Genomic DNA, 19,369 nt, shown 5'->3' on the forward strand with positions numbered 1-19,369 from the left:
GGGCCGATCCTCCTCCGGATCGGCCCGCCGCGAGTGGAATCGGTCAGATGAGACCCGGCGTCTGGGTGCGCGCGGCCTCGAAGCGCTTCGCGACGTCCTGCCAGTTCGCGATGTTCCAGAAGGCCTTGACGTAGTCGGCCCGGACATTGAGGTAATCGAGGTAGTAGGCGTGCTCCCACACGTCGAGCTGCAGCAGCGGGATCGTGCCGGCAGGCAGGTTGCCCTGCTGGTCGAACAGCTGCACGACGTTCGCGCGCTGGCCGAGCGCGTCCCAGGCCAGCACCGCCCATCCCGAGCCCTGCACGCCGAGCGCCGTCGCGGTGAAGTGCGCCTGGAACTTCTCGAAGGAGCCGAAGAACTCGTCGATGGCGGCCGCCAGCTCGCCCTCCGGCTTGCCGCCGCCCTCCGGGGACAGGTTGCTCCAGAAGATGGTGTGGTTGACGTGCCCGCCGAGGTTGAAGGCCAGGTCCTTCTCCAGCTTGTTCACCGCGGCGAGGTTCTCGCCGTCGCGCGCCTCGGCCAGCTGCTCGAGGGCGGTGTTCGCACCGGTCACGTAGGCCTGGTGGTGCTTGTCGTGGTGAAGCTGCATGATCTTGCCGCTGATGTGCGGCTCGAGCGCGGCGTAGTCGTAGGGCAGATCGGGCAGGGTGTAAGCGGTCATGGAGTTGCTCCTTCGGGTGCGTCGATGAGGATCTTCACTTCACCCACCAGTCTATTCGTCGCGGGTGAAAGATTCATGGTCGTCTCGCTGGGTTACATGCCCGAGTACTCGTCGGGGAGGCCCGCCTCCGTGTCGGGGATGCCGCGTTCCCTCGCCGCCTTGTCCGCCATCGCCAGCAGGCGCCTGATGCGCCCCGCGATGGCGTCCTTGGTCAGCGCGGGGTCGGCCCGTGCTCCCAGTTCGTCGAGACTGGCATCGCGATGGGCGAGGCGGAGCTCGCCGGCATAGCGGAGATGCTTGGGTATCTGCTCGCCGAGGATGTCGAGCGCGCGCTCCACCCTCGCGCACGCGGCGACGGAGGCCTGCGCCGATCGACGCAGATTCGCGTCGTCGAAGTTGACCAGCCGATTGGCCGTGTTGCGCGTCTCGCGCGCCTGCCGCAGGGATTCCCATTCGCGACGGGAGGCCGGAGCCCCCATCGCGTCGAGCATCGCGCCGATCGCCTCGCCGTCCCGGATGAGCACCTTCTGCTGCCCGCGGATCTCGCGGCTCTTGCCCGCGATGCCGATGCGGGAGGCGGCGCCGACGAGGGCGATGGCTGCCTCGTTGGTCGGGCACACCACCTCGAGGCTCGCGGATCGGCCCGGGGGCGTGATCGAGCCGCGCGCGAGGAAAGCGCCGCGCCAGATCGCCGAGAGTTCATGGGGCGCTCCGGTCGTGAGCCGATTGGGGAGACCTCGGATCGGCCGACGGCGCTGGTCGAGCAGCCCGAGCTGCCTGGCGAGCGTCTCGCCCTCGAGCACGCGCACCACGAACTGAGGGGCGCCGGGCCGGGTGCTCGCCGCCGGCATCTGCTTCGCCTCCGCGCGGACGCCGTAGATCTCCGCGAGATCACGACGGACCCGCTGCACGATGGCGGGGGTGTGCAGCTCGGCTTCGAGCGCGATGCGCCCCGAGATGGTGTGGAGCCCCCCCGCGAGCCTCAGAATCGTCGCGACCTCAGCGACGCGCTCCCCGGTGTCGTTCGTGGCGACGCGGACGAGCTCCTTCTTGACGTCTGGGGTCGAGGGCACGGATATCCTTTCTGGCATGGGCGGGCTACTCGCGGCCCAGATCTCGGTGACGCAGGCTGACGCTGACGCCGGGAAGAGCCGCCAGGCGATCGGCGAGTTCGCGCGCCATCGCCACCGAGCGGTGCTTGCCGCCGGTGCAGCCCACCGCCAGCGAGACGTGCCGCTTGTTCTCCCGCTGGTAGCCGGCGAACACCGGTTCGAGCGCTCGCACGTAGTTCTCGAGGAACTCTCTCGCCCCCTCACGGCTGAGCACGAAATCCTTCACCTCGGCGTCCACCCCGTTCAGCGAGCGCAGCTCCGTCTCCCAGAACGGGTTGGGCAGGAACCGCATATCGGCCATGAGGTCCACGTCGGTGGGAACGCCGTACTTGAACCCGAAGCTCTGCACGGACAGTTGCAGCCCGGGCGTCTCGTCGTCGCTGAAGAGCTCGCGCGTCGCGGTCGAGAGATCGTGCACGTTGTAGCGCGAGGTGTCGATGACCACGTCGGCGGACGCTCGCAGCTCCTGAAGCCTCTCGCGTTCGAGGCGGATGCCCTCGAGCAGCGTTCCGGCGGCCTGCAGCGGATGCGGCCTGCGGACCGATTCGTAGCGGCGCACCAGGATGTCGTCGGTCGCATCGAGGAACACGACGCGGACCGAGGCGCTGCCGCGCAATTCGGACACCGTCTCCTGGATGTCGGCGAACAGGTCGTGCCCGCGGATGTCCACGACCGCCACGATTCTCGGCAGGGCGCCACCCGAGCGGTCGGCCATGTCGGCGAGCGTCTTGAGCATGGGCAGGGGCAGGTTGTCGACCACATACCAGCCGAGGTCCTCGAGCGCGTTCGCGACCGTGCTGCGCCCGGCTCCGGACATGCCAGTGACGATCAGGATCTCCTGCCCCGCCGTGCGTTCAGCCACCGACCGCCCCTTCCGCATCCGATCCGCCCTCTTCCCCCTCCAGCTTAGCCGTCGGAGCCGACGATTCGCGCGGCTCGGAACTCCGGGCGGCCCGGTCGAGATGTGCGCGGACGGTCTCGGCGAGAGCCGGCCCCACGCCCGGTGCCGCGGCGATCTCCGCCGTGGTGGAGGCCCGCAGTCGGGAGACGGAGCCGAAGTGGTTCAACAGGGCGCGTACCCGCTTGGGGCCGAGGCCCGGGACCTCCGCGAGTTGAGACGCGATCGCCGTGCTGCGCCGCTGCCTCTGGAACGTGATGGCGAAGCGGTGCGCTTCGTCGCGCAGCCGCTGCACGAGGAAGAGGGCTTCGCTTCCTCGCGGGAGGATGACGGGGAAGTCGTCTTCCGGGAGCCAGAGCTCCTCCAGACGCTTGGCGACACCCGCGAGCGCGACGTCGTCGATCCCCGCCTCGACGAGCGCGCGTCGCGCGGCCGCGACCTGCGGAGCACCGCCGTCGACGATCAGCAGCTGCGGCCGCTCGCGATACCGGCGCAGGGGCGGCGTCTGGCTCCCGTCATCCGACCGGGCCGCGTCCCGCAACTGCGCGGCTCGCCGCGAGACGACCTGGTAGATGCTGTCGGTGTCGTCGCTGGTGCGCTCGATCCGGTACTTCCGGTACTCCCCCTTGGCCGGGAGCCCGTCCTCGAAGACCACGAGCGAGGCGACCACGTCGCTGCCGTGCAGATGGGACACGTCGATGCACTCGATCCGCAACGGCGCATCGGTCATGCCCAGCGCGCGCTGCAGCTCGGCGAGCGCATCGGTGCGGGCCGTCACGTCCGCCGCGCGCTTCATCCGGTGGCGCAGGAGATGCTCGCCGGCGTTCAACGTGGCGCGCTCCATGAGCTGCGCCTTGGCACCGCGCTCCGGCACCCGCACGCGCACACGGCCGCCGCGCGGGCGGCGTGCCCTGAGCGCCGCTTCGAGCGCGGCGGAGCCCTCCGGCAACGTCGGCACGAGGATCTCGGGAGGGGGTTCGCGCTCCCCCTCGTACGCGCTCTGCACGACCTGTTCGAGCAGCGTATCCGGCGCGCCGTCGAGTTCGACGTCGACGATCCAGCTCCGCTCCCCCCGGATGCGCCCACCGCGAATGATGAACTGGTGGGCGGCAGCGCTCAGCTCGTCGGATTTCAGGCCGAAGACATCGAGGTCGACGTCGTGCGGGAGCGCCACCGCGTTCCGCTCCATCACGTGCTCCACGGAGGCGGTCTGGTCCCGCAGTCTCGCGGCGTCCTCGTAGCGCTGCTCGGCGGCGGCGGTCCGCATCTCGCGCTGCAGGGCCCGCAGGTAGGAGACGTCGCCGCCGCTCAGGAACGACACCAGCTCGTTCACCCGTTCCCGATGCGCCTCGACGGAGATGCGCCCGCTGCACGGCCCGAGACAGCGACCGATCTGTCCGGCGAGGCAGGGACGGCCCGTCTGCACGGCGCGCCGGTAGTCGGCGTCGTTGCAGGTGCGGATCGGGAACACCTGCTGCAGCAGCGCGGCCGTCTCGCGCACCGCCCACACCTTGGGGTAGGGGCCGAAGTAGCGCGCCCCCCGGATCTTCTCGTTCCGGGTGACGAGCAGTCTCGGGGCTTCATCCCGCAGCGTGACCGCGAGATAGGGGTAGGTCTTGTCGTCCTTGAACTGGACGTTGAACGGCGGCTGGAACTCGGTGATCCAGGTGTGCTCGAGGACGAGGGATTCGGTGTCGGTCGCCACGACCGTCCAGTCCAGCCGGGCGGCGAGCATCAGCATCCGCTGCGTGCGCGGGGCGATGGAGCGGAGGGGCTGGAAGTAGTTGCTCAGTCGGGCCCGCAGGTTCTTCGCCTTGCCGATGTAGAGCACCCGTCCGTGGCGGTCGCTGAAGCGGTAGACCCCCGGGCTCGTGGGGATCTCGCCCGGCGCGGGGCGGAACGAGCTCCGGGGGTCGTCCTCGGACATCAAGACGGCGACCGCCCGGCGACCGCCGTGCCGCTCGTGCGGCGCGAGGCCGTGCGCTTGGCGGGCGCGCGCTTCGCTGCCGGCCGCCGCTGCAGCGCCTCGGCGAGGAACTGCCCGGTGTGGCTCTCCGCGACCTCGGCGAGCTGCTCGGGGGTGCCCGTCGCGAGCACGGTGCCGCCGCCGCTGCCGCCCTCCGGACCGAGGTCGATCACCCAGTCGCAGCTGCGGATGACGTCGAGGTTGTGCTCGATCGTGATCACCGTGTTGCCCTTGTCGACGAGCCCGTTCAGCACGAGCAGCAGCTTGCGCACGTCCTCGAAGTGCAGACCGGTGGTCGGCTCGTCGAGCACGTAGATGCTGCGGCCGTTCGACCGCTTCTGCAGTTCGGTGGCGAGCTTCACGCGCTGCGCCTCGCCGCCGCTCAGCGTGGTCGCGCTCTGCCCCAGCCGGACGTAGCCGAGGCCCACGTCCACGAGGGTCTTGAGATAGCGGTGGATGCTCGAAACCGGCTCGAAGAACTCCGCCGCCTCGGCGATGGGCAGGTCCAGCACCTCGCTGATGTTCTTGCCCTTGTAGCGGACCTGCAGCGTCTCGCGGTTGTACCGCTTGCCCGCGCAGACCTCGCAGGCCACGTACACGTCCGGCAGGAAGTTCATCTCGATCTTCAGCGTGCCGTCGCCCGAGCAGGCCTCGCAGCGCCCGCCCTTGACGTTGAAGCTGAAGCGCCCCGGCAGGTAGCCGCGCACCTTCGCCTCGGGGGTCTCGGCGAAGAGCGTGCGGATCTTGTCGAACACCCCGGTGTAGGTCGCCGGGTTGGACCGCGGCGTGCGCCCGATCGGCGCCTGATCGACGTGCACGACCTTGTCGAGATGCTCGAGGCCCGTGATCCGGGTGTGCTTCCCGGGCACGAGGCGCGCGCCGTTGAGCTGGTTCGCGAGCACGCGGTAGAGGATGTCGTTGACCAGCGTGCTCTTTCCGCTGCCGCTGACCCCCGTCACCGCCGTCATCACGCCGAGCGGGAAGGCGACGTCGACTCCCTTGAGATTGTTGGATCGCGCGCCGACCACCTTCAACTCGCGGCCGCGCTGCCGCTTCCGGCGCTTCGCGGGGGTGTCGATGGCCCGGCGTCCCGCGAGATAGTCGGCGGTGATCGACGATGCGTTGCGGAGCAGGGCCGCGTAGTCGCCGGAGTGCACGACCGTCCCGCCCTCGACCCCGGCGCCCGGTCCGATGTCGACGATCCAGTCGGCCGCCTCGATCGTCTCCTCGTCGTGCTCCACCACGATCAGCGTGTTGCCGAGGTTCCGCAGCTTGACGAGCGTCTCGACCAGGCGTCGGTTGTCGCGCTGGTGCAGGCCGATGCTGGGCTCGTCGAGCACGTAGAGCACGCCCGTGAGGCCGGATCCGATCTGGGTGGCGAGGCGGATGCGCTGCGCCTCGCCGCCGCTGAGCGTTCCCGCGGCGCGCGCGAGCGTGAGGTAGCCCAGACCCACTTCGATGAGGAAGTCGAAGCGCAGACGGATCTCGCGCAGCACCTGCGCGGCGATCCGCGCCTCCCGCTCGGTGAGCTCGACCTCCTCGAAGAAGCGCTGGGCGTCGAGCAGGCTGAACTCCCCGACCGAGGCGATCGACTCGCCCTTCACGGTGATGGCGAGCACTTCCGGTTTGAGCCGCTGCCCGTGGCAGGCGTGGCAGGGCACCTCGCGGAGGAACTCGGCCCAGCGTTCGCGCCGGTTGTCGCTCTCGGCCTCGGCGTACTGGCGCTCGATGAAGGGGATGACGCCCTCGAAGCCGCTCGTGTACTTCACCTCGCGTCCGAAGCGGTTCTTCCAGCGCACGTTGACCGTGAAGTCGTTGCCGTAGAGGACCGCCTGGCGGACGTCCTCGGAGAGATCCCGCCAGGGCGCCTTCAGGGAGAAGCCGAGATCCTTCGCCAGACCGCGCAGCAGCTTGGCGTAGTAGTTGTAGAGGCTCTTGCCCTGGCTCGTCCAGGGGACGATGACGCCCTCCTCGATGCTGAGCTCCGGATCCCCGAGCACGAGATCCTCGTCCACCGACATGCTGGTGCCGAGGCCGGAGCACGCCTGGCAGGCGCCGAAGGGGGCGTTGAACGAGAAGGTCCGCGGCTCGATCTCGGTGAGCGACACCGGGTGCCGGTTGGGGCAGCTCAGGCTCTCGCTGAAGGTCCGGGTGCGATCCGATGCGGTCGCCTCGAGGTCCACGAAGTCGACGGTGACGATCCCTCCGGCGAGCTTCAGCGCGGTCTCCAGGGAGTCGGTGAGGCGCCCGAGCGTGTCCGGCCCGGCCACCAGCCGGTCGACGACCACCGAGATGTCGTGCTTGACCTGCTTCTTCAAGGTCGGCGGATCGCTGAGCGAGACGGTCTCGCCGTCGACGATCGCGCGGCTGTAGCCGCTTCCGGCGAGCTCCTGGAAGAGATCGACGAACTCGCCCTTCTTCTTCGAGACGACCGGGGCCAGCACCTGGTAGCGGGTGCGCTCCGGCAGCTCCATCAGGGTGTCGGCGATCTGCTGCACGGTCTGGGAGCGGATGGGCTCGCCGCAGACCGCGCAGTGCGGCACGCCGATGCGCGCCCAGAGCAGACGCATGTAGTCGTAGATCTCGGTGATCGTGCCCACCGTGGAGCGGGGGTTGCGGTTGGTCGACTTCTGGTCGATCGAAACGGCCGGGCTCAGTCCCTCGATGAAGTCGACGTCGGGACGGTCGACCTGGCCGAGGAACTGCCGGGCGTAGGCGCTCAGGCTCTCGACGTAGCGGCGCTGCCCCTCCGCGAAGATCGTGTCGAAGGCGAGGCTCGACTTGCCGCTCCCCGAGAGGCCGGTGAACACCACCATCGAGTCGCGCGGGATCTCGAGATCGACGTCTCTCAGGTTGTGCACCCGTGCCCCCTGCACGCTGATGCGCGTGTGCGAGGCTGAGGATCTGGCCGGCGCGATGCTCTTCGAAGTCACCGCTTCATCCTACCCTCGATTCGCTGAGCATTCGAACATATGTGCGAGTGTCTGCGGCAGCGGATCGCGTCGGCGCCGCGCGCGGCGCAGACGGATCTACACTGGCTTGCGTGCGTGTTCTCCTCGGCTGCCTCCTCGTGTTCTGCGGCGGCGCGATCGGCACGGGGCTGCGGGCGGCCCTCGGCCTCGTCGGCCCGGGCGCGGGCTCCGGAGGTGCCGCCGCGATGCTGCTCGCGATCAATCTCTGCGGGGCGTTCGCCCTCGGCCTGCTCGGCTCCGCGCCGACCTCCTCGCCCCGGCACGAGCGTCTGCGGCTGTTCCTCGGCACGGGACTGCTCGGAGGGTTCACGAGCTACAGCGCCCTCATCCTCCTGGCGCTGCCGCAGGGGGGCGAGTGGCCGTCGGGGCTCGTCCTGGGCGCGGCGACGATCCCGCTGTCGATCGTCGCCGCGAGCGTCGGCCTCCGGGCGGGGCGAGGTCTGCGGGACGGCGAATCCCGGGGCCGCGCGGGAGGATCGCGGTGAGCCCGCTCGGCTGGTCGCTGCTGCTCCCCGTCGCCCTCGCGGGCGGGGCCGGCGCGGTGCTGCGCTACCTGGTCGATCTGGGGGTGCGGCGGAGGTACGCCGGCGGGCCGCTCGGCATCTTCGTCGTCAACGTCACCGCCTGCGCGGCGCTCGGCTGCGTGGCCGCGCTCGCCGCCGCGGCGTGGCTCGACGACCGCTCGGGACTGATCCTCGCGACGGGATTCGTCGGCGGGTACTCCACGCTCAGCACGGTGGCGGTGGACTCGGCGCAGCTGTTTCGGACGCGGCGCCGCGCGTGGCTCGCGCTGAACACCGTCGGCCTGTTCCTGGTCTCGCTCGGAGTCTGCTGGCTCTCCTGGAGCCTCGTCTCGGGCCTTCCCGGCCCGACCGGCTGAGCGGCAGCGGCCGCCGAGCGGCTCCCAGCCGGCATCGAGAAGAGGGCGATGCCGCGTTCCGGAGTTCCACGTGGCGTCCGCGAGACCCGAAGGCCTCGGACCGTGCCGACGCTCAGGCCTCGGGCAGGACGGACGGCAGCGGATCCGCCGCGGCCTCGGGACGCAGTCCGCGGCGCGCGATCGCGAGCTGACGCCGCCACACCCCCGGCAGCCCGATCTGGTCGAAGCCCACCAGCGAGACGAGCGCCGTCGGCACCATCACGAGATCGTTGGCCGTCACGTCGGCGGCGAGTGCGCCGTCGGCCTCGGCCGCGGCGCGCAGCTCTTCGAGCAGCTCCTCGAGTCGCGGATCCACCGTGCGCGCCGGGTGCAGCGCGAGACCGCGGGCGGCGAGCGCGGGATAGCAGGGGTGCCGCATGAACGCGGTCGTCAGCCCCTCGAGATAGGCGTCCAGGCGATGCTGCGGAGAGCCCTCGCTCGACTCGAGGATCGCGATCGCGGCGCGCTCGACGGCCGAGACCTGTTCCTCGTAGACGGCGATCAGCAGCGCGTCGCGCCCCGCGAAGTGCCGGTACAGGCTCGCGATGCTCACGTCGGCCCGCACGGCCACGTCCTTGAGCGGCGCGGCGACGCCCTGCTCGTCGAACACCTCGACCGCGGCCTGCAGCAGTCGCTCATGATTGCGCCGCTGATCTCGGCGACCTCCGGGTCGCGGCGCAGAGTCGGGAGTCGAAGCCATAGGAGCGAGCATAGCCTGGTGCGTACGCGTCGCCGGCGCGCCGGCTCAGCGGTGCCCGGCTGCGTCCATGCTGCGCAGCTCGCGCTTGAGCTCGGCGACCTCGTCGCGCAATCGGGCGGCGAGCTCGAACTTGAGCTCATCGGCGGCGGCGAGCATCTGCTCGGTCAGCTCGGCGACCAGCTCCTCGAGCTTCGCCGCGCCCTCGGCCCCGATCGCGCCGGCGCGCGCCGCAGCCTTGCCCTTCGCGCGCTGAGGCGAGCCCTTCTGCGCATGTCGAGAGCCCCGCGCGCCCAGCACCTCGTCGGTGTCGGCCGCCTCGCGGGCCAGTATCGCCGTGATGTCGCCGATCTTCTTGCGCAGCGGCTGCGGATCGATGCCGCGCTCGGCGTTGTAGGCGATCTGCTTCTCCCGGCGGCGGTTCGTCTCGTCGATCGCCGCTCGCATCGAACGGGTGACCGTGTCGGCGTACATGTGCACTTCACCGCTGACGTTGCGGGCGGCGCGGCCGATGGTCTGGATCAGCGAGGTGCTGCTGCGCAGGAACCCCTCCTTGTCCGCGTCCAGAATGCTCACCAGCGAGACCTCCGGCAGATCGAGCCCCTCGCGCAGCAGGTTGATGCCGACGAGCACGTCGTACACACCGGCGCGGAGCTCGGTGAGCAGCTCGACTCGGCGCAGCGTGTCGACGTCGCTGTGCAGATACCGCACCCGCACTCCGGCCTCTTCCATGAAGGTGGTGAGCTGCTCGGCCATCTTCTTCGTGAGCGTGGTCACGAGCACGCGCTCGTCGCGCTCGGCGCGGAGCCGCACCTCCTCCAGCAGGTCGTCGATCTGCCCCTGGGACGGCTTCACGATGATCTGCGGATCCACGAGCCCCGTGGGCCGGATGATCTGCTCGACCACGCCGTCCGCGCGATCCAGCTCGTAGGCGCCGGGCGTGGCCGAGAGGTAGACCGTCTGGCCGACGCGCTCGGTGAACTCGCTGAACTTCAGCGGACGGTTGTCGAGCGCGCTGGGGAGGCGGAAGCCGTGCTCGACGAGCGTGCGCTTGCGCGAGGCGTCTCCCTCGTACATCGCTCCGATCTGCGGAACCGTGACGTGGGATTCGTCGATCACGATGAGGAAGTCGTCCGGGAAGTAGTCCAGCAGGCAGTGAGGCGCTTCCCCCGGGGACCGCCCGTCGATATGGCGGGAATAGTTCTCGATCCCCGAGCAGAAGCCGATCTGCTCCATCATCTCGAGATCGAAGGTGGTGCGCATCCGCAGCCGCTGCTCCTCGACGAGCTTGTTCTGCTGCTTCAGCTCCTTCGTGCGCCGGTCCAGCTCCTCCGAGATGGTGCCCATCGCGCGGTTCATCACCTGACGGCTGGCGACGTAGTGGGATCCGGGGAACACCGAGACGGTCTCCACCCGCTTGATGACCTCGCCGCTCACGGGGTGCAGGTAGTAGAGGGCCTCGATCTCGTCGCCGAAGAACTCGACCCGGATCGCCAGCTCCTCGTACATCGGGATGATCTCGACCGTGTCGCCGCGCACCCGGAAGTTGCCCCGCACGAACTCGATGTCGTTGCGCTGGTACTGCATGTCCACGAATCTGCGCAGGAGCACGTCGCGGTCGAGGCGGTCGCCGACCGCCAGCGGAACCATCGCCTCGTAGTACTCCTCCGGCTTGCCCAGGCCGTAGATGCACGAGACCGTCGAGACGACCACCGTGTCACGGCGGCTCAGCAGCGCGTTGGTGGTGGAGTGGCGCAGGCGCTCGACCTCGGCGTTGACCGAGGAGTCCTTCTCGATGAAGGTGTCGGTCTGCGGCACGTACGCCTCGGGCTGGTAGTAGTCGTAGTAGGAGACGAAGTACTCGACGGCGTTGTTCGGCATCAGCTCGCGGAACTCGTTGGCCAGCTGCGCCGCGAGGGTCTTGTTGTGTGCGAGCACGAGAGTGGGTCGCTGCACCGCCTCGATGAGCCAGGCGGTGGTCGCGGACTTGCCGGTGCCCGTCGCGCCGAGCAGCACGACGTCGGTCTCGCCCGCGTTGATCCGCTGCGCGAGCTCGGAGATGGCCTGCGGCTGGTCGCCGCTCGGCTCGTACTCGCTGACCACCTCGAAGGGGCGTACGCTGCGCGTGGGTTCCATGGGTTCGACACTACTCCGCACCACCGACACGCGCGCCTCGTTTCGCCATCGGCGCATCGTCCTGGCGATGCATCGGCCCTCGATGGCGGGCCGGTGCCCGCACGGATGCACCCGAACTGCCCTTCCACGCCCACGAAGGGGCACTCGGGGCCCACGCGATGCGCCCGAACCCCGACGCACGGGCCGCGGCAGCCCTCCGGCTCCACAGCGCGGGGCGATGACGACCGGCCCGCGGAGCGCCTGCCACACTGGTCTGCGTGGATCGCTCCTTCTTCCAACCGCCGGCGCTCGAGGTGGCCCCGAGGCTGCTGGGCGCCCGGCTGACCGTGCGCGCCGAGGGCGTGGAGGGCGACGCGGCCGCGGTCACCATCCGCATCACCGAGGTCGAGGCCTATCACGGCGTGGGGGTGCCGGGGCCCTACGACGCCGGCTCGCACTCGCGGGACCGCAGGACCGAGCGGAACGCCTCGATGTTCGGGCCTCCCGGCCACGCCTATGTGTACCTGAGCTACGGCCTCCACTTCGCGCTCAACCTGGTCTGCTCGCCGGCGGGCACCGCATCGGGGGTACTGATCCGTTCGGGAGAGGTGATCGACGGACGCGGGGCCGCCGAGCTGCGCCGGGCGCCGGCACGCGGATCCGCTCCGGTGCCCGCGCACCGTCTCGCACGCGGACCGGGAAACCTCGCGCGCGCGCTCGGCATCACCCGGGAGACCCACGACGGCCGCGATCTCTTCGACTCCCCGTTCCACCTGCACGGGGCCGGACCCGCAGACCTCCGGAGCGCGATCGCGAGCGGCCCCAGGGTGGGGGTGAGCGGCGAGGCCGGAGGGCCCGCGTTCCCCTGGCGCTTCTGGATCTCGGGCGACCCGACCGTCTCCGCCTTTCGTCGCGGACGAGGGGCGCCGCGTCCGCCGGAACGATAGGCTCCGATCCGAGACCGTTACATCATGTAATTAAGTGATAATGTAACGACTGTGACCGGAAGCCCGACCACCCTCGACCGACTGCTGGCGCTCGCCTCGCTGTTCCAGCAGGACATGCGGCGCTCGTTCGCGGGCACCTCGCTGACCGAGACCCGGCTGCATGCGCTCTGGGTGCTGCATCACGGAGGCGCTGCCACCCAGCAGGCGCTCTCCCACGCGCTCGGGATCACCCCGCGCAGCGTCTCGGCGCTCGTCGACGCACTCGTCGGCACCGGGTATGCCGAGCGTCGCGCCCACCCGACGGATCGCCGCGCGGTGCTCGTCACGCTGACGCCCGCCGCCCAGCGCACGATGGCCCGGATGGCCGAGGACCATCGCCGCCTCGATCAAGAGCTCGTCTCCGCGGTCGACCCCGCCGACCTCGAAGGGTTCGAGCGAGGCCTCGAAGCGGTGAGGAACCGCCTGGAGCGGTTGATGCGCGACGAGTCGGTCGACTACTCCGAGATCGAGCGCGATCGGGCCGAACCGGAATGAGCGCCCCGCCCGCGGCGGAGCGCCCCGCATCGTTCGGCGCACGACTGCGCGACCTCGCGCGCCGTGCGCTCCTCATGGAGCTCCGGGTCTACGAGAGCCTGTGGCGCGCGATCGCACGCAGGCCGAAGTTGGCCGCGGGATCGATGGGCTTCCGATATCACCGACCGGTTCTCACCGCGCTCATCGTCTTCCTGGTGCTCTCCGCCGTCGAGATCCCGATCATCGACATGATCGTCCACCGCTGGGTGCCGGTGCGGATCGGCTTCCTGATCCTCGGGATCTGGGGTCTCACCTGGATGGTCGGCCTGCTCTGCGCCTACCTCACCCGACCGCACGCCGTCGGCGCCGAGGGCATCCGCGTGCGCGAGGGACTCGAACTCGACCTGCTCGCGCCCTGGCGCGAGGTCGCGGAGATCAGAGCGCACCGCACGAGCCGGGATCCGAGCGATCCCGACCGCGAGCGCGGTCGCGTGTTCGACGAGGACGGGAGCCGCGTCTGCGCGATCCGGATCGGGAACGAGACCAATCTCGAGATCGTCTTCGAGCGGCCCTTCGAGGCGCACCTGCCCGGGCTCCCGCCGAAAGGGGGCCCGCAGCCGATCGACCGGCTGCGCTTCTGGGCCGACGATCCGGACGGGCTGCTCCGGGCCGCGGGCGAAGCCGTGGACCGGTGAGGAGCACGGGCGACGGTCCTGGTGCCGGGGCACCGGATGTGCTTTCATGAGTGCATGGTCGCCACTCCCCCACGTGGATGCGCGGTGGCGCTCGCAGCGGTCCTGCTCCTCGGCGGCTGCGTCGACGCCTCCGCTGAGCAGGCGCCCCCGGGCTCTGAGGAATCCGAGTTCGGCACCGCGATCCTGTCCGCGCTCGAGGACTCCGGGATGCCGGGCGGCGCGGTGGCGCTGGTCGAGGGCGACGACCGGGGAGAGTTCCACGCCTTCGGCGATGCCGCGCCCGGGCTGACCGCCGATGCGGACACGAGGTTCGCCTACCGCAGCATCACCAAGTCGTTCGTCGGCACGGTCGTGCTGCAGCTCGCCGACGAGGGGGCGATCTCGCTCGACGACACGGTGTCCGACCACCTCGACGACGTGCCCGGCGGCGACGCGATCACCCTGCGGGAGCTCGGGACGATGCGCTCCGGGCTGCCGAACTACTCCGCCGCACCCGGCTTCGCCGCGGCCTTCGGCCCCGACCCGGAGCGCGAGCCCGCCACCTCGGAACTGCTCGCCATCGCCTTCGCCGAACCGTCGTCCTTCGAGCCGGGGCGCGCGTATCAGTACTCGAACACGAACACGCTGCTCCTCGGAGAGATCATCGAGAAGGCGACCGGCAGCTCGTGGCAGGACGAGGTGCGGCGACGGATCGGCGAGCCGCTCGGCCTGACGAGCCTCGAGTACGGCTTCGCGACGCCGACGGCGGATGCCTCGGGATTTCAGATCGGTGGCGCCCCGGCCCCCGAGGAGCTCCCGGACGTGGCACCGGGGTGGTTCGGCGCCGCGGGCGGCATGACCGGGACGGTGAGGGATCTCGCGCGATGGGGAGAGGCGCTGGGCAGCGGCGAGCTGCTGAGCGAGGAGGCTCAGCGCGAGCGCCTGAAGACCCTCGGGTCGACGTCTGACGATGCCGACAGCCCGGTCTACGATCGCTACGGCTTCGCGCTGGGCGAGATCGACGGCTGGGTCGGCCACACCGGTGCCGGTCTCGGTTTCCAGTCGCTGGTGATGTACGACGCGCAGACCGGCCGCACCGTCGCGATCCTCCTCAACGGCACCGGCGAGAACCAGGATCTGCCCGCCGAGATCTTCGCGCGGCTTCTCGAAGACGCCCGTTAGCGGCATGTCGAACGGCACTCCGCGTCGCAGGGATCTGCGCCTCGGCGCAGCCCCTACAGTAGATGGCATGCCCGCGAACGCGCTCCCGAACGACACGATCGCCGCCGGCGCGGACGGCGCGCCCGCCGGCGTTCGGGATCTCGCGCGCCGGATCGCGGTGTCCCTGGGGCGGGTGCTGAACGGCAAGCCCGATGTCATCGAGACCACGATCACCACGCTCCTCGCGGGCGGGCATCTCCTCCTCGAAGACGTGCCCGGCGTCGGGAAGACGACCCTGGCGACCGCGCTCGCACGGTCGATCGACGTCGATGTCCGCCGCATCCAGTTCACCTCGGACATGCTTCCCACCGATCTGACGGGCCTGTCGATCTACGATCAGGATCGGCACGAGTTCCGTTTCCATCCCGGTCCCGTCTTCACGAACATCGCGATCGGCGACGAGGTGAACCGCGCGACGCCCAAGACGCAGTCGGCGCTGCTCGAGGCGATGGGCGAGCGCAGGGTCACCGTCGACGGGCGGACCCATCAGCTGCCCGAACTCTTCATCGTCATCGCCACGCAGAACCCCCAGGACATGGAGGGCACCTTCCCGCTGCCCGAGGCGCAGCGCGACCGCTTCATGGCCAGGATCTCGCTCGGCTACCCCGATGCGGTCTCGGAGCTGTCGATGCTCAAGGCCCGCGGCGGCTCCGATCCGGCGGCGTCGGTCTCGCCGATCGCCACCGCCGCGGAGGTGCTCGCGGCGCAGCGCGCCGTATCGCGCGTGCATCTCGCCGACGCGGTGGGCGCCTACCTCGTCGCAATCGTCTCCGGCACGCGGACGCACCCGGGCATCGCTCTCGGCGGCAGCCCGCGGGCCACCCTGCATCTGGCGAGCATGGCCAGGGCCAGGGCGGCCGTGCGCGGACGGGATTTCGTCTCCCCCGACGACGTCGCCGCGCTCGCCGGGACGGTGCTGCCGCATCGGCTGGCTCCGAACGGCCGATTCGCCTCCGACGGCGACGCCCACGCCGCGGCGACGAGCATCGTGGCCGAGATCGTCGCTCGCACCGCCGTCCGATGACCCTTCCGATCGCGCTCACCCGCAGGGGATGGGGTCTGCTCATCGGCGCCGCCGCGCTCTGGGCGGCCTGGCTCGTCATCGGGATCCGGGATATCTGGTACCTCATCGCGATGCTCGTCGCGCTGCTGCTGCTCGGGATCTCCGCGGCCCTCGTCCTGCCGGCGCTGGCGAGGTTCGAGGTGGCGCTCTCCCCCACGGACCCCACGCCGACCGCGGGCGAGACGGTCCGGCTCACCGCCCTCGTCAGGCATCGCGCCCGCTCGGCTCTGCGGTGCCGAGCACTCTGGTCGATCGCGGGGCGACGAGACGCGACGCCGCTGCAGGTCGATCCCGGGGAGCCTGCTCTCGCGCAGCGCGGATGGGAGGCGATCGGCCGCGGTCCGGTGCGCGCACGGGTGTCCGCCATCACCGTGTTCGACCCGCTGGGCTTCATCGCGAGGAACGTGCGCGCCGGGGCCGAGACCGAATTGCTCGTGCTGCCGCGGACGCTCCCCGCGCTCTCCGAACTGTTGAGGGACGCGGGCCGGGTCTCCGGCACCGGGTCGTCGAGCGGCACGCGGATGTGGAGGAGCGACTCCGGTGCGCCCGCGGGTTCCGTCCGCGACTACCGCAGCGGCGACTCCCTCCGGCAGATCCACTGGAAGCAGACCGCGCGCCAGGGCGAACTGCTCGTGAAGCTGCACGAGACCGCGAGCAGCGCATCCCGTTCGCTGCTCCTCGTGACCGCGTCCGACGCCTACGCCGATGACGACGACTTCGAGCTCGCCGTCGCCGCCGCCGCGACGCTCGGATCGCTCTGGCTCCGCGACGGCCACCTCGTGGAGCTCCGTCTCGAGGCCGGCCGGCCGCTGCTCTGCGCGAGCGAAGGAGAACTGCTCCGCGCGCTCTCCCACGTCCAGCTCCGGCACGACGACCGGACCGCGCCGGCCTCCGATCTGGCGTCGGCGCCGCAGGCCGTCGTGACCGGGGAGCTGGATGAACGACTCGCGCTCGAACTCGCACGGCTGGGCCGCGGCGGGCTCCTGCTCGCCAGACGGCGCCGGATCGGGGCGGCTGCGCCGATGGAGTGGTCGTTCATCGGGATCCCCGGCCCGGCGGCCTCCGCAGAGCGGGCGGCCGAGGCAGCGGAGGCGCCGGAGGGATGACCGCGCGACGGAGTCCGGCGCAGCGGCGAGGCGCGGGGCGTGCCCATGGAGCCGAGCGCTCCGGCGCTCCCGACCCCGGCGGTTCTGCCCTCCCCCGGGCCGTCGGCCGGCTCGTCCTCGGCGGGGTGCTGGTCGTGCTGCTCTGGACGCTCGTCCTCGCCGCGTTCATGCGGATCTTCGCCGCGGGCCCCTGGTTCTGGCAAGCCTGGTCGATCAGCGCAGCCGTGCTCCTCGCGGCGTCCCTCGCGCGCGCGGCGCGCCCCGGCGCGCGCACCGCCGCCGCGCTCGCGGGATCGGTCGCGGGGGCGGCCGTCTGGTCGCTCTGCTTCGCCGCATCCGGTCGTGCGCCGGCCTGGTTCCGGGATCCGCTCGTCCTCGTCGAGGAGATCCGGATCGGCATCATCTCCGGCGCGGCTCCGCTCGATCTCGACGGTCCGCTCACCGATGTGCTTCTCCTCGTCGTGCTGCTCGTCTGCATCCTGACGATGCTCGTGCTCATCGGTCTCGGAAGGCCGCTGGCCGCCGGCGTGCTGACCGCTCTGCTCCTGCTGATCCCGTCCATGGTGACCGGTGTGCCCGCGAGCTGGCCCGTCCTGCTCGGCGGCGGTCTCCTGCTCGCGCTGCTCGCCTGGCTCGGCTCCCCCGCTCCCAGCAGAGCCGGGCTCATCGCCGCCGCGACGGCGATCGCGGTGGCGGCCGGCCTGGTGGCGCTGGTGCCGCAGGGCCGGGACCGCGTCTGGAACGAATCGCTGATCCTCGGACCGGTCTCCGACACCGTGCCCGATGTGACGATCGCGCTCGCCGATGACCTCCGTCAGCGCAGCAACGCACGGGCCTTCACCTTCACCTCGGCCGAGTCGGGGTCGCACCGCCTCGTTCTGGCGACGCTCTCAGACTTCACCGGCGGGCGCTGGCTGCCCGGGGAGGATCTGGACCCCGACGGCCTCACGGTCGACGCACCGCGCTCGCCGACGACCACCCCTCCCACCGCTTCCGACGGCCCGCAGGAGACCGGAGCGGCCTCTGTCACCGTGAAGATCGAGGGCCTCCTGAGCTCTTGGCTGCCGCTCCCCCAGTCGTCGCGCAGCGTCGTCTCCCCGGAGAACTCCGATTTCGATCCGTCCGAGTGGCGCTGGGCCGCGGATGCGGCGACGGCGAGATCCGAGCAGAGCCTCACGCGACGGGGCGACCGGTACACCGCGTACGGCGATCAGCTCCTCTCCGACGGGGATGCGTCGTATTGGATCATCGATGATGCGAGCGAGGGGCAGCGGATCGCCGCCGGGTCCGCGAGAGTGTTTCCGCGCAGCGCGCTCGAGCTGATCCCCGACCCCGACGAGGCCCCCGCCCATCTCGCCCCGTATCTCGACCTGCCGGACGGCATGCCCGCCGAGGTGCTCGAGGCGATCGACGGGTTCGGGCCGGCCGAGGGGCCTCCGGAGCCCGGAGCGGACCGGTACGAGATCGGGGTCGCGCTCCAGGCCTGGTTCCGCAGCGGCGAGTTCTCCTACGACGAGGCCGCGCCCTACGAGCCCGGTGCGGATCCCGGCGATCCCTACGCGGTCATGACCGGGCTGCTGGAGCAGCGAACCGGCTTCTGCGTCCACTACGCCTCCACCTTCGCCGTGATGGCCCGAGCGCTCGGGGCGCCGACGCGCATCGCGGTCGGATACGCGAGCCGGGCCTCCGGCGGCACGGAGACGGTCGTGCAGGGGCGCGATCTGCACGCCTGGCCCGAGATCTACCTCGACGACATCGGATGGATGGCGTTCGAGCCGACGCCCGGCGGAGCCGGGTTCCGCGCCGACACCGATCAGCAGCCGTCGGAGGGGCCGGAGGAGTCCCCGAACGAGACGGACCCGGCGCCCGAACCCGATCCGGAGGAATCACCGGACCCGGAGGAGACGCCGGAGGAGCGAGCAGCCGTCGACGAGGAGAACCCGGCCTCGGACGCCGCCTCGGAGCGGGGCGCTGCGACGCGGATCGTCCTGTCGTGGGCGGCCGTCGCACTGATCGTCGGCCTGCTCCTGACCCCCGCGACGGCCCGTCTGCTCCGTGCACGAGTCCGGCGCAGGAGGATCGCGGCCGGAGATGGAGCGGCGCAGCACGCGTGGAACGAGTTCCTGGACACGGCGGTCGACCTCGGCCTGCTGGAGAGGAGCGCCGACCGGCGCGCGCCGCGCGCGCGGACCGCCGAGGCGCTGATCGAGCACCTCGAGTCGGGCGGGCGTCTTCCAGGAGACGCCGCCGGAGCCGCGCGCGCACTGGCCGACGCGATGACGGCCGAGCGCTACGCCGCCGCCGCGGAACCGGCGGACGGCACCGTCAAGCGGCTGCTCCAGGCCTCGCGCGGGCTGCGGACGGGGCGCACCCGCTGGGCGCGGCTCCGGGCGCTGCTCCTCCCCCGCTCGGTGCTCAGGCACCGCGGTCGCGAGCGCCGCGAGAGCGTCTGAGTTTCGCGAGAGCGCATGAGTTCGACGGTGCAATGCATGCACTCTCGTCAAA

General features: G+C 70.9%; 16 protein-coding genes. 9 read left to right on the plus strand and 7 right to left on the minus strand.

The window, feature by feature from the left end:
* Window positions 1-43: 43 nt before the first annotated feature.
* The 5 genes from J4H92_RS11670 to uvrA form a co-directional block, all read right to left on the minus strand.
* Complete coding sequence (locus J4H92_RS11670) at window positions 44-661, minus strand: superoxide dismutase (protein WP_208098364.1); 618 nt, start codon at window positions 659-661, stop codon at window positions 44-46.
* Window positions 662-753: 92 nt separating this feature from the next.
* Window positions 754-1,734 (minus strand): DNA-binding protein WhiA, encoded by a 981-nt coding sequence (gene whiA, locus J4H92_RS11675; RefSeq protein ID WP_208098365.1) that lies wholly within the window; start codon window positions 1,732-1,734, stop codon window positions 754-756.
* Between the two features lie 25 nt (window positions 1,735-1,759).
* Entirely contained in the window at window positions 1,760-2,635 is an 876-nt protein-coding gene (gene rapZ / locus J4H92_RS11680) for an RNase adapter RapZ (protein ID WP_341783086.1), read from the minus strand.
* Window positions 2,628-4,598 carry an excinuclease ABC subunit UvrC gene (gene uvrC / locus J4H92_RS11685; RefSeq protein ID WP_208098367.1) on the minus strand — a complete coding sequence of 657 codons (1,971 nt, stop codon included), beginning with the start codon at window positions 4,596-4,598 and terminating at the stop codon, window positions 2,628-2,630. The genes rapZ and uvrC overlap by 8 nt, the downstream gene beginning before the upstream one ends.
* Window positions 4,598-7,570 (minus strand): excinuclease ABC subunit UvrA, encoded by a 2,973-nt coding sequence (gene uvrA / locus J4H92_RS11690; RefSeq protein WP_208098368.1) that lies wholly within the window; start codon window positions 7,568-7,570, stop codon window positions 4,598-4,600. The genes uvrC and uvrA overlap by 1 nt, the downstream gene beginning before the upstream one ends.
* 110 nt (window positions 7,571-7,680) lie before the next feature.
* Between uvrA and J4H92_RS11695 the strand changes: the two genes are divergently transcribed.
* Entirely contained in the window at window positions 7,681-8,094 is a 414-nt protein-coding gene (locus J4H92_RS11695) for a CrcB family protein (RefSeq protein ID WP_208098369.1), read from the plus strand.
* On the plus strand, window positions 8,091-8,489 hold the full coding sequence (locus J4H92_RS11700) for a CrcB family protein (RefSeq protein ID WP_208098370.1): 399 nt from the start codon (window positions 8,091-8,093) through the stop codon (window positions 8,487-8,489). The genes J4H92_RS11695 and J4H92_RS11700 overlap by 4 nt, the downstream gene beginning before the upstream one ends.
* Before the next feature lie 112 nt (window positions 8,490-8,601).
* Here J4H92_RS11700 and J4H92_RS11705 read toward each other — a convergent pair whose 3' ends face one another.
* Window positions 8,602-9,228 carry a TetR/AcrR family transcriptional regulator gene (locus J4H92_RS11705; RefSeq protein ID WP_208098371.1) on the minus strand — a complete coding sequence of 209 codons (627 nt, stop codon included), beginning with the start codon at window positions 9,226-9,228 and terminating at the stop codon, window positions 8,602-8,604.
* A 45-nt stretch (window positions 9,229-9,273) separates the two neighbouring features.
* Window positions 9,274-11,361 (minus strand): excinuclease ABC subunit UvrB, encoded by a 2,088-nt coding sequence (gene uvrB, locus J4H92_RS11710; RefSeq protein WP_208098372.1) that lies wholly within the window; start codon window positions 11,359-11,361, stop codon window positions 9,274-9,276.
* A gap of 257 nt (window positions 11,362-11,618) precedes the next feature.
* Between uvrB and J4H92_RS11715 the strand changes: the two genes are divergently transcribed.
* From J4H92_RS11715 to J4H92_RS11745, 7 genes are all read left to right on the plus strand, one after another.
* Window positions 11,619-12,287 (plus strand): DNA-3-methyladenine glycosylase, encoded by a 669-nt coding sequence (locus tag J4H92_RS11715; RefSeq protein WP_208098373.1) that lies wholly within the window; start codon window positions 11,619-11,621, stop codon window positions 12,285-12,287.
* A gap of 51 nt (window positions 12,288-12,338) precedes the next feature.
* A complete protein-coding gene (locus J4H92_RS11720) occupies window positions 12,339-12,821 on the plus strand; it encodes a MarR family winged helix-turn-helix transcriptional regulator (protein WP_341783087.1) in 483 nt (160 codons plus the stop codon).
* Window positions 12,818-13,495, plus strand: coding sequence for a hypothetical protein (locus tag J4H92_RS11725; RefSeq protein WP_208098374.1), 678 nt, complete (start codon window positions 12,818-12,820; stop codon window positions 13,493-13,495). Before J4H92_RS11720 ends, J4H92_RS11725 begins: the two co-directional genes overlap by 4 nt.
* Before the next feature lie 84 nt (window positions 13,496-13,579).
* Window positions 13,580-14,656: a serine hydrolase gene (locus tag J4H92_RS11730; RefSeq protein ID WP_208098375.1), complete on the plus strand. Its 1,077-nt coding sequence runs from the start codon at window positions 13,580-13,582 to the stop codon at window positions 14,654-14,656.
* A gap of 67 nt (window positions 14,657-14,723) precedes the next feature.
* A complete protein-coding gene (locus J4H92_RS11735) occupies window positions 14,724-15,719 on the plus strand; it encodes an AAA family ATPase (protein ID WP_208098376.1) in 996 nt (331 codons plus the stop codon).
* On the plus strand, window positions 15,716-16,864 hold the full coding sequence (locus J4H92_RS11740; protein WP_208098377.1) for a DUF58 domain-containing protein: 1,149 nt from the start codon (window positions 15,716-15,718) through the stop codon (window positions 16,862-16,864). The genes J4H92_RS11735 and J4H92_RS11740 overlap by 4 nt, the downstream gene beginning before the upstream one ends.
* The gene (locus J4H92_RS11745; RefSeq protein WP_208098378.1) at window positions 16,861-19,317 is read left to right on the plus strand and encodes a transglutaminase TgpA family protein; all 2,457 of its coding nucleotides are present in this window, start codon (window positions 16,861-16,863) and stop codon (window positions 19,315-19,317) included. Before J4H92_RS11740 ends, J4H92_RS11745 begins: the two co-directional genes overlap by 4 nt.
* Window positions 19,318-19,369 lie beyond the last annotated feature (52 nt).

Origin of the sequence: Leucobacter weissii, from assembly GCF_017565745.1 — a bacterium.
GTDB classification, from domain to species: domain Bacteria; phylum Actinomycetota; class Actinomycetes; order Actinomycetales; family Microbacteriaceae; genus Leucobacter; species Leucobacter weissii.

Excerpts from the sequence above, each read along its gene's own strand:
- uvrB (WP_208098372.1), bottom strand. The coding sequence starts at position 11,361 with ATGGAACCCACGCGCAGCGTACGCCCCTTCGAGGTGGTCAGCGAGTAC.
- J4H92_RS11735 (WP_208098376.1), top strand. The coding sequence starts at position 14,724 with ATGCCCGCGAACGCGCTCCCGAACGACACGATCGCCGCCGGCGCGGAC.
- J4H92_RS11740 (WP_208098377.1), top strand. The coding sequence starts at position 15,716 with ATGACCCTTCCGATCGCGCTCACCCGCAGGGGATGGGGTCTGCTCATC.
- J4H92_RS11745 (WP_208098378.1), top strand. The coding sequence starts at position 16,861 with ATGACCGCGCGACGGAGTCCGGCGCAGCGGCGAGGCGCGGGGCGTGCC.
- uvrC (WP_208098367.1), bottom strand. The coding sequence starts at position 4,598 with ATGTCCGAGGACGACCCCCGGAGCTCGTTCCGCCCCGCGCCGGGCGAG.
- J4H92_RS11705 (WP_208098371.1), bottom strand. The coding sequence starts at position 9,228 with ATGGCTTCGACTCCCGACTCTGCGCCGCGACCCGGAGGTCGCCGAGAT.
- J4H92_RS11670 (WP_208098364.1), bottom strand. The coding sequence starts at position 661 with ATGACCGCTTACACCCTGCCCGATCTGCCCTACGACTACGCCGCGCTC.
- J4H92_RS11725 (WP_208098374.1), top strand. The coding sequence starts at position 12,818 with ATGAGCGCCCCGCCCGCGGCGGAGCGCCCCGCATCGTTCGGCGCACGA.